The organism is Coriobacteriia bacterium, assembly GCA_018368455.1.
Classification (GTDB): domain Bacteria; phylum Actinomycetota; class Coriobacteriia; order Coriobacteriales; family UMGS124; genus JAGZEG01.
The window spans coordinates 43282-58119 of sequence record JAGZEG010000006.1; the positions used below are offsets into that span (position 1 = coordinate 43282).

12 protein-coding genes are annotated in these 14838 nt (G+C 66.1%); 2 read left to right on the forward strand and 10 right to left on the reverse strand.

Going from position 1 to position 14838, the window contains the following annotated elements; translation table 11 throughout:
* Together KHZ24_04960 and KHZ24_04965 are read left to right on the forward strand one after the other, a co-directional pair.
* Nucleotides 1-552, forward strand: coding sequence for a GNAT family N-acetyltransferase (locus tag KHZ24_04960; protein MBS5450545.1), 552 nt, complete (start codon nt 1-3; stop codon nt 550-552).
* Nucleotides 553-630: 78 nt separating this feature from the next.
* Nucleotides 631-1155: a nitrous oxide-stimulated promoter family protein gene (locus tag KHZ24_04965; protein MBS5450546.1), complete on the forward strand. Its 525-nt coding sequence runs from the start codon at nt 631-633 to the stop codon at nt 1153-1155.
* Nucleotides 1156-1200: 45 nt separating this feature from the next.
* Here the strand turns inward: KHZ24_04965 and KHZ24_04970 are convergent, their stop codons facing one another.
* The 10 genes from KHZ24_04970 to KHZ24_05015 form a co-directional block, all read right to left on the reverse strand.
* Nucleotides 1201-3255 (reverse strand): fructose-bisphosphatase class III, encoded by a 2055-nt coding sequence (locus tag KHZ24_04970; protein MBS5450547.1) that lies wholly within the window; start codon nt 3253-3255, stop codon nt 1201-1203.
* 433 nt (nt 3256-3688) lie between these two features.
* Nucleotides 3689-4090, reverse strand: a complete 402-nt coding sequence (gene crcB, locus KHZ24_04975; protein ID MBS5450548.1) for a fluoride efflux transporter CrcB — start codon at nt 4088-4090, stop codon at nt 3689-3691.
* Nucleotides 4091-4277: 187 nt separating this feature from the next.
* On the reverse strand, nt 4278-5585 hold the full coding sequence (locus tag KHZ24_04980; protein ID MBS5450549.1) for a DUF1385 domain-containing protein: 1308 nt from the start codon (nt 5583-5585) through the stop codon (nt 4278-4280).
* A 105-nt stretch (nt 5586-5690) separates the two neighbouring features.
* Nucleotides 5691-6020 (reverse strand): hypothetical protein, encoded by a 330-nt coding sequence (locus KHZ24_04985; protein MBS5450550.1) that lies wholly within the window; start codon nt 6018-6020, stop codon nt 5691-5693.
* A 119-nt stretch (nt 6021-6139) separates the two neighbouring features.
* Nucleotides 6140-6547: a 50S ribosomal protein L31 gene (rpmE, locus tag KHZ24_04990; GenBank protein ID MBS5450551.1), complete on the reverse strand. Its 408-nt coding sequence runs from the start codon at nt 6545-6547 to the stop codon at nt 6140-6142.
* Nucleotides 6548-6694: 147 nt separating this feature from the next.
* Nucleotides 6695-9013, reverse strand: a complete 2319-nt coding sequence (locus tag KHZ24_04995; GenBank protein ID MBS5450552.1) for a hypothetical protein — start codon at nt 9011-9013, stop codon at nt 6695-6697.
* 500 nt (nt 9014-9513) lie between these two features.
* Complete coding sequence (locus KHZ24_05000; protein MBS5450553.1) at nt 9514-10557, reverse strand: HEAT repeat domain-containing protein; 1044 nt, start codon at nt 10555-10557, stop codon at nt 9514-9516.
* Nucleotides 10558-10737: 180 nt separating this feature from the next.
* A complete protein-coding gene (clpB, locus tag KHZ24_05005; protein ID MBS5450554.1) occupies nt 10738-13410 on the reverse strand; it encodes an ATP-dependent chaperone ClpB in 2673 nt (890 codons plus the stop codon).
* Nucleotides 13407-13865, reverse strand: coding sequence for a helix-turn-helix transcriptional regulator (locus KHZ24_05010; protein ID MBS5450555.1), 459 nt, complete (start codon nt 13863-13865; stop codon nt 13407-13409). Before KHZ24_05010 ends, clpB begins: the two co-directional genes overlap by 4 nt.
* 3 nt (nt 13866-13868) lie before the next feature.
* On the reverse strand, nt 13869-14822 hold the full coding sequence (locus tag KHZ24_05015) for a DnaJ domain-containing protein (protein MBS5450556.1): 954 nt from the start codon (nt 14820-14822) through the stop codon (nt 13869-13871).
* Nucleotides 14823-14838: the final 16 nt, after the last annotated feature.

The window sequence follows — 14838 nt, forward strand, 5'->3', positions numbered from 1 at the left end:
GTGCTGACACCGCGTCACTTCGAGGAGATGGAGCAGCTCGAGCGTGCGTGTTATGCCGACGAGTTCATCGCGCCGGCTGCCGAGGCCTACGCCTGGTACCTGCACGCGCCTGACACGACGATCGCCCTTGCGGATGCCGTGGGGCACATCGCGGGGTTCATCAACATGTTTCCCGTGTCGAGCCGCGTGTACGAGGGCCTGCTTGCTGGAACGTTCAACGACGCCGAGCTCACGACTGCCGATGTGGTGGCGCTGTCCCTCTTGCAACCGGGACAGGATAGCCCGCTCCACATGTTCCTCAGCTGCATCGTCGTGGACAGAGCCCATCGGGGCGGCACCGTCTCGCATCGGCTGTTGAGCGAGGCTGTGGAGCGCTATGCCGAGGTCGAGTGCCTCGTCGACGGCATCGTGACCGACAACGTCACACCAGAGGGAGAGCGATTTTCGCGACGCTGGGGGTTCGCGCACGTCTGCGCCTCCGACCACGGCTCGCAGATATACGCCCAGCCCTACGAGGCGTTCGCGCAACGCGTGCGAGCGGCGGACCGGTGAGCCCCGGAAGCGAGCCATGCTGCGCCATTTGGTACAATAATGAGTGTTTGCTAACCGATACTCATAGGAGCGTATGCGATGTCCGAGACCACAGACGCCGCGGTGTCCGCGTTCGAGGCGCAGCAGGCCAGCGCGCCTACCCCGCAGGAGAAGCGCCGTGCAAAGGTGAGCGAGCGCCTGCAGGACCCCGAGATCGCGCGCGACTGCCGCACGCTCGGCGGCATGGTGCAGATCTGGTGCGCCGACCACCACGACGACGCCCTGCGCGTACCGTACTCGCGACTCGGCACCCAGGAGGGCATCTACGAGGGGCATAAGCCGCCGCGTCTCTGCCCGGACTGCGCGGCCCACCTTGAGTACGGCGAGATGCGGCGCGCGCTGTGTCCCAACGATCCAAAGCCGAGCTGCCACCTCTGCGAGATCCACTGCTATAAGCCTGACGAGCGGGCCTGGCAGCGCCAGGTCATGGCCTACGCCGGTCCTCGCGCCATGTTCCGCGGCATGTTCTTCGACGCCCTGCACCACCTGCGCCAGGAGGCCCGCGGCAGCAAAGCCCTCAGGGCACGCAAGGCGACATCGCACGAAAGCCGGAACTCGCAATAGCTAGAGTGCCGCCGAGCCGCTTCCCTGCGACCCGGCGGCACCTTCTTATAGGCTCCGTGCCCAGTCCTGCGCCCACGCATCAATCTGGGCTCTCCCCTTTGCCTCCCAGTCGTTATCTTCCCGAGACCCCGGATAGGCACTCAGGCGTCGCTTCGTTCCTGGCGTCTCTCCGATCTGCTGGGGACGCCCGTGCTCGACCAGCACTTGCTCCTCGTGCGTCGTGTCGGCACCCTCGTTCAGCACGGCGTCGAGCCCCGGGAAGTCCCCATGCGCCACAAGGCGCGCGCCGTTCGCATCGTCGATGAGCGTGTAGCCCGCGATACCCGTGCTCTTGCGATACGCCTTGCAGAAGCCGCCGTCGATGACGAGGCGGCGCCCCTCACTGCGCACCGGCAGCTGGCCCTTCGGCAGCTTGACCGGCGTGTGCCCGTTCACGATGACACCTGCCTGCGGATCAACCCCGAACTCCGCCAGGATGCGCCCACACAGCTCGGGGTCGTCGTTCGTCAGCGTGTAGTAGGGATCCTGCGGCTCCTTCCACGTCGACTCGTCGGCGATATAGGTGCGCTCGAACGTCTTCACGACGCGCCCCATGAACGTTGACTGCCAGCCCGTCCAGAAGAAGCCCATCCAGTCGAGATCGCGCTGCTCGCGATCCTTCCATGCGCGGCGACACAGCATGTCTGTCCAGTCAAGCAGATCCTTGCCCGAGCGTGTCTCCCCGTCATCGCAGGCAACCTCGGCAAACGTCCCGTCCCCGTTCAGCGGCACGCATCCATGGATGAGCAGGTAGCGATCGGCGACGCGGTACACCTCGCCCTCGAGATAGAGCCACATGACCTGCTTCTGCAGGTGCCCGCTGCCCGTGAACGATGCAACGAGCTCGTCCATCAGAGTCTGTTCTGCCTGTGTAAACGCATAGGGATCGCCGTCGGGAGCACCCAGCACGCCCGTCAACGTCGGGAAATCGCACGTGATGAGCGGGTACTCCGCCTCGCCCACGCGCACCGTGCCCGTCGCCAGGTCGATCTTGTCGAGCAGGAGGCGCCCCTCCATGTGCCACTCGGGATGCCGACGAATCGCTTGCCCCTCGGCCTTGAACAGCAGCACCGAGATCGCCTTCATGACCGGGGAGAGCTTGGCATCGGGCCCCTCGTCGGCATACGTTGCCGACGCAAACTCCCGCAGCGAGTCGAGACTGATCCCGTAGCCCTCCTCAAACTTGGCAACGTTGCCGTACTTGAGGTTGTTGCGCAGCACCGTCGCGATGCACGCCGGGTCGCCGGCCGCCGCGCCCATCCAGCAGACGTCGTGGTTGCCCCACTGGACGTCCACCTCGGGCTGGGTCATGAGCTCATCGAGCACAATATCGCCGCGCGCCCCGCGGTCCCAGATGTCGCCCACCATGTGCAGCCTCCCGCTCACGAGCTGGCGCGCATAGGCGGCAAGCTGGGCAAGGACCGCCTCCGCGTACCCCTGCTCCACAAGGCCGTCGACAGTCGCGCCATACGCATGCTGAGCTGCAGGCGTCGTCGCCCAGAAGACGAGCGCCCTCATGTCCTCAAGCGGCAGGATGAGCTCGCTCTTGGCACGCCAGCCACCATAGGGGCCGAGAATGTGGAGATGGGCCCGCGCACCCAGCTCGTCCACCTGCATACCTCGTGACTCTGCCGAGGTCATGGCCTCGGAGCGCTCTTTAGCCGAGCCGCAGGAGCACAGTTCGCGATCATCCCACAGGTCCCCGTTCATCTCGATACAGACCAAGTTGCTCGCCGGGTTCACACGGCAAAACGCGTCGATCAGTCGGCACGCCTCTCGCACGCGGTGCCGCCACCAACGGCGGTCAACCTGCCCTGCCTCGCGTTCGCGAGCCACGACACCACGCGGGTAACACAGCAGCGTATACAACCGGTTGACTTCGGGGCTATCGAGCGCCTCATCAAGAGCCCGCGCGATGGCGCGGCGCAGCTCCCCGGAACACGAACGCAACAGATGGCGGAAAGCCTCCGCCTCGCCATGGATATCACTCACAAAGTGCATGGGAGGCTTCGGCAAAGCAAGCTCGCCTTGGCCGACAGACTCGCTTGAATAGAAAGCCATGGCATGCGTCCCTTCTCGTCAGGAGAAATCCCAAGTATTTATCAGCTTAGCGCTTCGCACCGCCAAAAATGCGCCATACGCGCAAACGCCCCGCAGGGCGTAACAATTCGCGCCGCGTGCGACACGGAAAGGGCATGCCAGGCAACATAGGTGGAAGGGCGGGGCTCTTTCGGGGCGTCCCGCTAAAAAAGAGCGCTCTGGCGACGAGGGACGAACGGTCCTGCTAAAAAACGACGCTTAGGTGAGGCGGTGCATCCCGAGATGCGAGCAAAACACCAGGTCGACCGATCCGAGATGGCACCCCGCCAGCGGAATGGCAGCGTTTCCGCAGGTTCGACTGATCTCCTGCATGAAAGCACCTCCCCAGAACGTCTTTTTTTATCAGGCGATGGCCGGGGAGGTCGCCAAACCGGCATTTCTTAGCTTGCCGGCGCTACCGCGCAAGGACCGCCTGTGCCACGGCATGGCCCAGTGCCACCGCCGCCAGGCATACCAGCAGCGTGCCCGCGGCATAGCCCGCAGCAAGCAAGTGCTGCCCACCCTGCCACAGCGTGTACGTCTCGTTACTGAACGTGCTCATCGTCGTAAAGCCGCCGAGCATGCCCGTCACCAAGAACAGCGTGAGCTGCGGCCGTGTCGGCACCAGCGCGCCGAGTATCGGACTCAGGACGCCAATGACGAAGCAGCCCAGCGCGTTAACGGCGAGCGTGCCCAGCGGCATGGCAGCCGCCCAGGCGATGCCACCCAACAGATTCGTGACGCCCATCGAACCCAGGTAGCGCAGAGTGGCGCCCAACGCACCACCGCCGGCTACGGCGAGGATGTTGCCCAGCATCGCGTATCGACTCCCCTCTCGCACGAAAAAGCGCGGGCCACCGCACTGGGCAGCCCGCGCGCAATCGCAAAGAATAACCCACCCATCCGGGGCTTCGTGGCCACGCGCCCGCTCCCGCAAAGCCGCCACGCCAGCCCATGCCAACCACGTGCCGGTTCACAGAACTGTCGCGCCGTATGTTTCCCCGCTACTCCGCAGCCGCCGCACGGCGTCCGTGGCCCGCAGCCGGATCGAGCGGGCAGCCCTCGAGCGCGGCACGGTCGACCGGTAGCCCGTCAGCGTCGAGCTCGCGACCCTCCTCGGCAGCCTCGCGGGCGATGACGGCCTTCATCGAGGCGATGGCGCACTCGAGCATGCTGTCGTCCGGCTCGTTCGTCGTGATGAGCTGCATAGCCATACCCGGTGCCAACACGACCTTGACCAGCGGGTTCTCGGGATGCGATCCCGCCCAGCGCACCGTGATCTCATAGGACAGCCCCGCAACGACCGGGATCAGCACGATGCGCGACAGCAGCACAACAAGGAAGCGCCCGATGCCCTCGCCCAAGCCCATGGCGCTGGCGATGAGGTCGGTCGGAAACACCGTGAACACGATGATGGACACGATGAGCGTCATGATGATGAACGCCGTGCCGCAGCGCACGTGCTGACGCGAGAAGCGGCGCGCGTTCTCCGGCGTCAGCGGCAGGCCGTGCTCGAGGCAGTGAATCGTCTTGTGCTCGGCGCCGTGATAGCCAAACATGCGCTTGATATCGGGCATAAGACTGATGAGCCACATGTACAGCACGAAAATGCCAGCGCGTAGGATGCCGTCGACGATGTTCCAGGCAACCATGTTCTGGCTGCTGTAGTCGCCCACGATGAGGTTCGTCACGAACGCCGGCACGAAGATGAATAGCGCCACGCCCAGCACAACGCCGATCAGCATGGAGACGCCCATCCACCCCGCGATCCCGCCTTCTTCCGGCTCGGTCGCATCGTGGGGATGTTCCTCGGTGCTCAGACAGTCCTCGTCCCGCGCACCCTGCGGCTGCGCACTGCGGAACTGCGCCCGAGGAACATCCCCGCGCTGCTCTCCCCCAGTGGGATCGTTGCCCTTGTCAGAGAGGAGGTTTGAGCACTGCGGATTTTTCTGCGCGCCCTGAGACGCATCCGTGTCCTCGTCCTCCGAGAAGTCGTATGCGTGATCCGCCACGATGGCCATGGCCTTGAACTGCAGCACGAGCGACTCGACGAGGCTCACGCATCCGCGCACGAGCGGCCAGCGGCGCCACGACTGCTTCTTGCCATAGCCCGGCACGTCGTGCTCCTCGAGGTAAATGCCTCCCTCAGGCTCGCGCACGGCGACGGCCCAGCTGTAACGACCACGCATCATGACGCCCTCGAGCATAGCGGCGCCGCCGATGTGGCTCTGAAACAGCTCGTCAGCGTGGTCGTGGTTCATTTTCTTGGCGCCGCATGCCGCACGGGCCTCGCGGTCGGTGGTTGTCTTCATAAACGGACGTGCCTTTCATCTCGATGTGTCAGACGGATATCGTACCCCAAGGGGTCGTCCGGCACACGTCGAAGCTCCCGCACAAACCCGCAAGCCCCATGTCGCCTAGTTGGAACTGCCCGGCCGATCCCGCCCCGCATCGGGAGCAGAGCCCGTCCCGTGGGCGCCGTCCACCATGCGCGTCGCGCGCTCTACGACGCCCGGCAGATACTCATTAGCCTTCCCCACGACCTTGACCGCAGCCGACGAGACCTTCTCCATGAGCTCGGGATTGCGCTCTCGCAGGTTCTCGACGGCCTTCTCCCCTGCGGCGACGAGTTCCTGAGGCGTTGGGCCCACCTGCCGAGCCACCTGGGCAACCTTCCGCCCGATCTGCGGCGCAGCTGACATCGCGGCGTGTCCCGCTATGCGGCCCAGCTTGCCCATCACGCCCATGGCGCCCATCCTCCTCGTCTTGCCTCGGCCGCGGCATCAAAAAAGCGGCTCCCCGGGATTATCCCCAGAGAGCCGCTCTCTTACAAGCTCAACGCAGGCGTCGCGCCTCGAGCAGGGCCTTACTCGGCAGCCTGCTCCTCAGCCGCGGGAGCCTCCTCGGCGGGAGCCTCAGCGGGGGCAGCGGCGGCCTTGGCGGCGTACTCGGCAGCACGCTTGGCCTTCTCGGCAGCCTTGCGCTCGCGCTCGGCCTTGGCGGCAGCCTCGGCCTCGGCCTTCGCAGCGGCCTTGGCAGCCTTCTGCTCCTCGGCCTTCTTGAGAGCGGCCTGGGCAGCGCTGCCGAACTTGTCGGCGAAGCGCTGGACACGTCCGCCCGTATCAACGAACTTCTGCTGGCCCGTGTAGAACGGGTGGCACTCGTTGCAGAGTTCGACGGTGATCTCAGGCTTGGTGGAGTGCGTCTTGAACGTGTTGCCGCACGTGCAGCGCACGGTGCACTCGACGTACTCCGGGTGGATACCCTTCTTCATGGATGATGCTCCTTCTGAGAGGTGGCATTGTCTTGGTTCCGACCAAGACCGGACAAACAGGCGAATGATAGCACGATGAGAAGTCTCGCTCGCCTGTCCGCATCGCCTTGTCGCCCAGCCCCACGAGGTGTCCACGAGCGCATCGCTCTACTGGGCGGCCCCCTCCGGGCCCCACTGCGCACCGGATGCCTCGGTCAACGCCGCCGTCGTTGCGTCGAGCTGCGCCTGAACCTCCTCGATACTCAGCTCGTCCTCGGGCACGAAGGCGTCACTCTCGGAAAACGCCCTGTTGAGCGGCGTCCACACCACCTGGATGTCAGGAGTCGGACGCGAGAGATAGGCCGCCACAAGCGGGTTCTCAACCGCGTCGCGCGCCATCGGCACGCCGTCGACCGTCACAGTGTTTGGGTCAGCAAAGTCATCGAGTTCGAAGCTGGTCAGCGGCCCGAACTGCCCGTCGGCCCCGTACCCGTAGAACGTGCGGTACTCAAAGCCGTCCGCGCCCCCGGTCATCAGGTACGTCTTGCCCTGGAACAGGCACAGGCCCAGACGTTGCGTGCCGCCATCGCTGCCGTTGATGTCCTCCGTGTGCAGCAGGCACGTCAGCGCGCCTCCGTCGGCACTCCAGATCTCCGTGATGTAGCTGCCGTATATCTCGTTGCCCACGGCCCAGTCGGGCACCGGCGCGTTGCGATCGCGATAGACGACGAGCAGCTCGTTGTCCCCGTCTGCGTCGAAGTCCACGAGCTGGGCGGCGCACAGGCCGACGTAGTACCGATTGCCAAACTCCTCCGAGCTCAGAAGCTCGCGCCCATAGAGGTTGCCGTACTCGTTGATCTTCGACAGGTAGAGCGATGCCGCCTGCGCGGCGTCCGTCGGGGCATCTCCGGGCCCAACGGGCGCCATCTGGCACGCCTCTCCCCCACAAGCGCACACGCTGTCCAGCGCCTGCATCTCAAGACCCCAGAACATGTCGCTGTACGTGCTCACGATAGACAGCAGCGACGAGCGCGACGCGATTTGGTTGTCGCACGACTCGAGGATGGCCTGGGCGCCTTCCTGGTTTGCCCACCAGTGCGCGGAGACGTCCTGCGCCCACGTGCGCGCCTCGCCGAGCGCATACATCTGGTAGCCGAGATAGGCTTGGAAGCCACGCACGAAACGAGCGGAGTCAGCCTGTGACAGGCCGCTTGCATCTCCGCCAGTCACAGCAGTGATGGCCGCGTCAAACGATGAGCTCAGCCCCTGGCGCAGATACTGTCCCACCAGATAGGTGCCGACCAGCCCCATGTTGGCGTCGGCGACGTCTCCGGACGAGAACACGAGGTTCAGCGTGTCCATGCCGATAGCGAGCAGCGGGTTATCCGCGCCCAAATCGGCCCACAGGAAGCCCATGATCACGTTTGCCCCGGTATCTGAGACCTGGCTCAGGACCAGCTGGCCGTTCGAGGCGTCGAGCGGCATATTGAGCATCGCGCCCTCGTAGGCATCGATGACGCGCGTCGCCGCCGCCACGAACTCCGGGTCGTCCGAAGCGGCATCGCGCGCGGCCATGAGCAGCTCGATGCGATTCCAGTCGGCGCCGTACGCCGCGTTGATGTTCGCCCACGTCCTGAGTGCGCTCGAGGCCAGCTTGTACGAGGAGGTCGCCGCGCTGTATACCTGGCTGAGTCCCTTGAGGGCGCCCACCGTCTTGCCGAGCGATGTGCCGGAAGGCTCGCCCGTCATCTTCGCCCAGGCCTGCATCACCGGGCCGTTCTCGGCCAGATCTCCCTCAAAGAGATCAGCCGTGAAGCCCCAGTAAGTCCCCACGGCGTCCATCAGCGCATCGGGAACCTTGGGGGCGTCATCGACAGTCCCCGCGTCATAGGCGAGCCAGCCCAGGATGGCAGCCTCATAGAGATGCTGCATCGTGAGATTGGACGGACCGTTGTACACGCTATTGAGAAACGTCGACGAGAACGCAAGCGTGCCATTGGCGAGAATCTGTTCGGCAACCTGCTCGTACTGCGGCTGGGTAAGACCGAGGAACAGCTGGTACGGCGAGCTCGAGCCGTCGCCCGCTTCGCCGATGCCCAGCATGAGGGACCGGGCCATCCAGGGGTAGTAGCCAGTATCGAATGCTGCCCGCGCCTGAACGCAAGCCGCGTCAGGACAGGCCGTGCCGCACGGGCAAGCCGCCGGCGTGCCTGCGGCAGGCGTGCCCGACGTCTGCGAGGCATCCAAAGGGCCGGGCGAAGGCGCGGCGGAGGGGGCGCCGGCTGCGGCAACGGGAGCCGTCGTCGTGGTGCCCAGCGCGGGGTCCGCCGACACCTCGTCCGCCCACGCTGGGCTTCCCAGCAAGCCGCTCGCCAGGTAGAGGCCCAAGCCCGCAAGGAACACGCGAGAGAAGCCGTTCCGCCCGTCGCTCTGCACGCGATCCCCCGACTCGAACATCTCCCGCTTCCATTCCGCCTCGTAGCCCACGATGCTCGCCCTCCGCCCCGTCGCGTCGTGTTGAAAGCCCTGTCGCTCCAAAGCATAAAAGCGCCCGAGAAATGCGTCTAGGGACTGCCGGGGACCGGGGCGGCTCCAGTGTGCCCAAGGCGCATTGAGGAGGCGCGCGTCAACAAAAACGGAGTCGAGTGCAGCGTAATGAGAGGCATTTTGGCAAGAATCGATGCCAGTGCGGCAGAAACGCAGCGGCCGTGGCAAGAATCGGCGCTAGTGCGGTGTCTATCAGGTCTGAGGGCAGACGCGTGCGGGGCATCGATGCGAGCGAGCTGGGCTTTCTCCGGAACGCAGGCTCCCTAGAGGTACGACCCGCTGCGGAATCCGCCCACGAGCACCGCACTCGCGGCCATTCTTGTCACGGCCGTTCTTATTTCACCACACTAGAGGGGATTCTTGCCACTCCGGGAGTCTCTTACCCCTCGCACCGGCGCGAGCAGCGCCGCGGCAGGGCGGCGGTCTCCGCACGGCATGCTCTACCCGAGCAGCGTCAGCGCCTGATCGAGTGTCGTCGCGACCTCAGCCGGCAAGGAGACCGTACCCTCCTGTCTGCGCCCGTCAAGGTCGCGCAGGCTCGCGCGCGCCGCATCGTCACCGATGCGGGCCAGCGCCTCGATGGCGTAGCGTTGTGTCCAGCAGTCGCCCCCAGCGAGGGCACCCTCCAGTGCGAGCTGGGTGCGCTCGCGCAGGGCCCCGAGGGGCAGCATCCCGAGCGCCCACACGGCCGTAGCCCGCACGTCCGCCGCAGTCGGGTCTTGCCCCGATGTGTCATCGCTCGCCGCAGGCCGCGCCACCTCGACGTCCTCCGCGAGCGCGCACGCGAGCTCGACGGCGCGTGCCGCTTCGGGGGCGTCAGCTATCAGCGCCCCGCGCTCGGCATGGCGCGCCAACCCGTCAAGCGCCGCGACGCGCACGAGCGGGGACTCCGCCCCGTCCTCGGCGCGCGACAGGAGCACGGCCAGCGCGTCGGGCGCGTCGGAGAGGCCGAGCGAGGCGCAGGCGTTGGCGCGCACCTGGGCGCAGGCGTCCTCGGAGAGCAAAACGAGGGGCTCAACGGCGCGCTCGTCATGCAATGTCCCCAGCGTAGCGGCCGCGTCGGCGCGCACGCCGTCGTCGGGATCGAACGCCATGACGACCATCGGCGTGAACAGAGCCGCGCGGGCCTCGTCAGAGATGCCGCCATGTGCCGCGATGCTCGCCAGCGCAAAGAGCACGCCAGCGCGCACCTCGGCCGACTCGTCGTGAACGCGCCCCAGCAGCGACGGCACGGCCGCGGGATCGGCGACGCGGCCCAGAGCCTGGCAGGCAAGCACGCGCACGCCCTCGACGGCGTCCTCGAGCAGTTCGCACAGGACGGCCGTCGCCTCCGGCACACCGAGGCTTCCCAGCGCGATGGCGACGCTCTTGCGCACGCGAGGATCGCCCTCGTGCGCCAAGGCAGCCAGGGCCTCCACCCGCTGCGCCGGCGTCATCTGAGCCGCGCTTTCACTACCTGCGCCCGCCACCTGGTCCCGATCCATATGCGCTCCTCCCCCATCCATGCGCTCAACGGCTCCGCATCCTACCCGATACCCGCCCATCCCGCTAGCACAGGACAGCTTGACGACATGTCCGCAGGCAAGCACGAAAAAGGGCCCGCACGCTTGCACCCAAGCGTGCGGGCCCAAATCATACGCACGATCGCATCGTGCCGGACGTGGTTACTCCACGGAGTCGGGCTCGACGGGAATCTCTCCCCGATCGCGACCCTCCCCGCCGCGCGCGGCCTTAGCGGCCTCGGAGGCCGCGTCGTCTCGCGTCACGACGATCTCGCCGTTCTCGTCGGCGTCCACGAGCACGACGTCGCCCTCGCCGACCACGCCGTCGATGATGAGGTTCGCGATCCCATCGACAACCTTGGCCTGGATGAGGCGACGCAGCGGGCGAGCGCCGAACACCGGGTCGAGGCCGCCCAGGGCCAGCGACCCCATGGCGCCGGGCGTCACCTTCATCGTGATGCGGTCGCGCTCGAGGCGGTCGCGAACGTCTTCAAGCTGGATGTCCACGATCTTCTCGATGTCGTCGAGTCCCAGCGAGTTGAACATCACGATGTCGTCGATACGGTTGAGGAACTCGGGCTTGAACGTCGCGTGCAACACCTTGTCGACGTTCTCGCGCACCTGATCCCTGTCGCCGCCCTTCGCCCCTTCGAGGATGAACTGCGACCCCGCGTTGCTCGTCATGATGACGATGGCGTTCTTGAAGCTCACGACGCGGCCCTGGCCGTCGGTAAGCCGTCCGTCATCGAGCACTTGGAGCAGCACGTTGAACACGTCGGGGTGCGCCTTCTCCAGCTCGTCGAGCAGGATGACGGAGTACGGGTGCCGGCGTACGGCCTCGGTGAGCTGACCGCCCTCGTCGTAGCCCACGTATCCCGGAGGCGCACCGATGAGCCGCTGCACGGAGAACTTCTCCATGTACTCGGACATGTCGATGCGGACCATGGCCTTCTCGTCGTCGAACAGGCACTCTGCCAGAGCCTTGGCCAGCTCCGTCTTGCCGACACCCGTCGGGCCGAGGAACAGGAAGCTGCCCAGCGGGCGGTTCGGGTCGGACAGGCCCGCGCGGCTGCGACGCACGGCAGCGGCCACGGCGTGCACGGCCTCGTTCTGCCCAATGACGCGCTCGTGCAGGTTGTCCTCGAGGTGGCGTAGCTTGTCCATGTCACCCTGCATCATCTTGGACACAGGCACGCCCGTCCAGTGGCTCACGACCTCGGCAATCTCGTCGGGCGTGACCTCCTCCTTCAGGATGCCACCGCTTTCCTGCTTGGCGCGCAGACGCTCCTCAGCGTCGTGGTACTGCTTCTCGAGAGCCGGGATCGTCGCGTAGCGCAGCTCAGAGGCGCGGCGCAGGTCGCCCTCGCGCGTCGCGCGCTCCTCCTCGGTCTTAGCGTCGTCGATCTGGCTCTTGAGCTGCTGCACCTGGTCGATGACGTTCTTCTCGTTCTGCCAGGCGGCCTTCATGCCGTCGAGCTTCTCCTGCGTCTGAGCGATCTCCTGCCGCAGCGTGGCCAGACGCTCCTTGGAGGCATCGTCGTCCTCCTTCATGAGCGCCTGCTCCTCGATCTGCATCTGCGTGAGCTGGCGGTCGACAGCGTCGATGTCGCTCGGCATGCTATCGAGCTCCATGCGCAGGCGGCTCGCCGCCTCGTCCACGAGGTCGATGGCCTTGTCGGGCAGGAAGCGATCCGTGATGTAGCGGTCGGAGAGCTGCGCCGCTGCCACGAGGGCGGAGTCGGTGATTCGTACGCCGTGGTGGATCTCGTACTTCTCCTTGATGCCACGCAGGATGGAGATCGTGTCCTCGACGTTAGGCTGGTCGACCATGACGGGCTGGAAGCGGCGGGCGAGTGCCTGGTCCTTCTCGATGTACTTGCGGTACTCGTCGAGCGTCGTCGCGCCGATGGCGTGCAGCTCACCGCGGGCCAACGCCGGCTTCAGGATGTTGCTCGCGTCCATGGAGCCCTCGGTGGCACCGGCGCCCACGATGGTGTGCAGCTCGTCGATGAACAGGATGACCTGGCCGTTAGCCTGCTGCACCTCCTTGAGTACGCTCTTGAGACGGTCCTCGAACTCGCCGCGGTACTTGGCACCGGCCACAAGCGCGCTCATGTCGAGCTCGACGAGCTCGTGGTCCTTGAGCGTCGAGGGGACGTCGCCGGCGACGATGCGCTGCGCCAGCCCCTCGACGATGGCTGTCTTGCCGACGCCGGGCTCGCCGATGAGCACGGGGTTGTTCTTCGTGCGGCGGCTCAGCACCTGCACGGTGCGGCGGATCTCCTCGACGCGGCCGATGACCGGGTCGAGCTTGCCCTGGCGCGCCATATCCGTCACGTTGCGCCCGTAGGACTTGAGCGCCTCGAACTGCGGCTTGGCGTCGGCCGACGTCACCCGGCTGTCGCCACGCAGCTGATCGTAGGCCTCCTCGACGCGCTTGCGCGTGATGCCGGCGTTGGCCAGGATCTGGCCGCACGAACCCTTGTCGTCGGACAGGGCGATGAGCAGGTGCTCCGTCGTCACGAACTGGTCGCCCATCTTCGTGGCGACCTTCTCGGCAGCGTTGAGCACCTTCACGAGCTCGTTGGACATGCCGACCTGCACGTCGCCGTCGACGCGTGGCAGCGTATTGATGAGGGCGTCGGCCTGTGCCTTGAGCTGCGCGGGGTCGGCCCCGACGCGTTCGATGATGGCGGACAGGTTGCGCTCGCCCGAGTCAAGCAGGGCCTTGAGCAGGTGCACCGGCGCGACCTGCGACGCGCTGGCGTCGCTCGCGATGCCGATGGCCCCCTGCAAGGCCTCCTGCGATGTCATAGCAAACTTATCAAGCCTCATGCTTCAACCTCCTCTTCGTGCTGAGGGGCATCATCGGCGAGCACGCCGGAGCGCTCTCCCAGAAGGCGCCGTAGGTTGGCCTTGGGATCGGACCCCTCGTAGGGCATGAGCGCCGTGATGGTCTCGCGCATCCGGTACTCGTGCACTTGCTCCTTCAGGCTCTTGATCTCGGCCCGGAGCTTCTCTATCTCGGCGTCGCGCTCGTCCATCTGTGTGCGCATGTCCAGGATGCGCACGACGCCCGCCAGGTTGATGCCCTCGTCTGTGAGCCGCCCGATGAGATCGAGCCGCTCGATGTCGGCCTGCGAGTACAGGCGCGTGTTGCCCGACGAGCGCTGCGGACTCACAAGGCCCTTGCTCTCGTAGATGCGCAGCGTCTGCGGGTGCATACCCGTAAGCTCTGCCGCAACGGAGATCATGTACAGCGGTCGGTTGCGCGCGTCTTCCTCGCCCATGGCCTATCGCCCCTCTCTGATGGCTGCGCGCAGATCGCGCGTGTCACGATCGCGCAGGCGCGTCAGGGCGTCGCGCTCTTCCGGCGTCAGGTCGGTCGGAACCTGTACCTGCACACTCACGTAGAACGCGCCCGTCGAGCCGGCACGCTTCACATCGGGGGCGCCCAGGCCCTTGAAGCGGAATATCTTGCCCGACTGCGTGCCGGCCGGAATCTTGACGCGCAACGTCTCGCCGTTGGGTGCCGGCACGTTCACCTCAGCGCCCAGCGCGGCCTCGTAGATGCTCACGGGCAGCGTCATGCGCACGTCAGCGCCGTCGCGCGTGTAGAACGGGTGCGAGCCAACGTGCGTTGTGACGACGAGGTCGCCGCGCATGCCGCCGTTGGCGCCAAACTCGCCGCGACCCTTGTAGCGCAGACGCCCGCCGTCGACGGCGCCAGCCGGGATCTTGACGGACAGGCTCTCCGTCTGGCCCGTCGACGGCACGCGATACGTGACCTTGCGCACGGTGCCCGTCAGGGCGTCGGCGAACGGAACCTCGACAGACATCGTGAGGTCGGCGCCACGGCTCGGACGGGGCTGACCCCACCCGTTGAAGCCGGCGAAGCCCGTGTCCTGCGGATTCCACTCCGTGCCGAACGCGCCCTCGCCGCGCAGGATGGAATCGATGATGGACTGCCAGTCCATGCCGCCCATGCCGCCCATGCCCGCGCCGCCCGCGCCGGGGCGGCCGCCGCCCATGAACGCGCCGTACTTGAGCACCTGGTCGTACTCGGCGCGCTTCTTCGGATCGGACAGCACGTCGTACGCCTGGCTTATCTTCTTGAAGGTCTCCGCGTCGCCGCCGGCATCGGGGTGGTACTTGACGGCAAGCTTGCGAAACGCCTTCTTGATGTCGTCATCGGAAGCGTCCTTTGCCACGCCAAGTATCTCATAGAGGTTCTGCTCCTGTGCCATGTGCCGCGCGCCTCCC

Coding starts and splice junctions, on each gene's coding strand:
- KHZ24_04965 (MBS5450546.1), top strand. CDS start 631: ATGTCCGAGACCACAGACGCCGCGGTGTCCGCGTTCGAGGCGCAGCAG.
- KHZ24_04970 (MBS5450547.1), bottom strand. CDS start 3,255: ATGGCTTTCTATTCAAGCGAGTCTGTCGGCCAAGGCGAGCTTGCTTTG.
- crcB (MBS5450548.1), bottom strand. CDS start 4,090: ATGCTGGGCAACATCCTCGCCGTAGCCGGCGGTGGTGCGTTGGGCGCC.
- KHZ24_04980 (MBS5450549.1), bottom strand. CDS start 5,585: ATGAAGACAACCACCGACCGCGAGGCCCGTGCGGCATGCGGCGCCAAG.
- KHZ24_04985 (MBS5450550.1), bottom strand. CDS start 6,020: ATGGGCGTGATGGGCAAGCTGGGCCGCATAGCGGGACACGCCGCGATG.
- rpmE (MBS5450551.1), bottom strand. CDS start 6,547: ATGAAGAAGGGTATCCACCCGGAGTACGTCGAGTGCACCGTGCGCTGC.
- KHZ24_05000 (MBS5450553.1), bottom strand. CDS start 10,557: ATGGATCGGGACCAGGTGGCGGGCGCAGGTAGTGAAAGCGCGGCTCAG.
- clpB (MBS5450554.1), bottom strand. CDS start 13,410: ATGAGGCTTGATAAGTTTGCTATGACATCGCAGGAGGCCTTGCAGGGG.
- KHZ24_05010 (MBS5450555.1), bottom strand. CDS start 13,865: ATGGGCGAGGAAGACGCGCGCAACCGACCGCTGTACATGATCTCCGTT.
- KHZ24_05015 (MBS5450556.1), bottom strand. CDS start 14,822: ATGGCACAGGAGCAGAACCTCTATGAGATACTTGGCGTGGCAAAGGAC.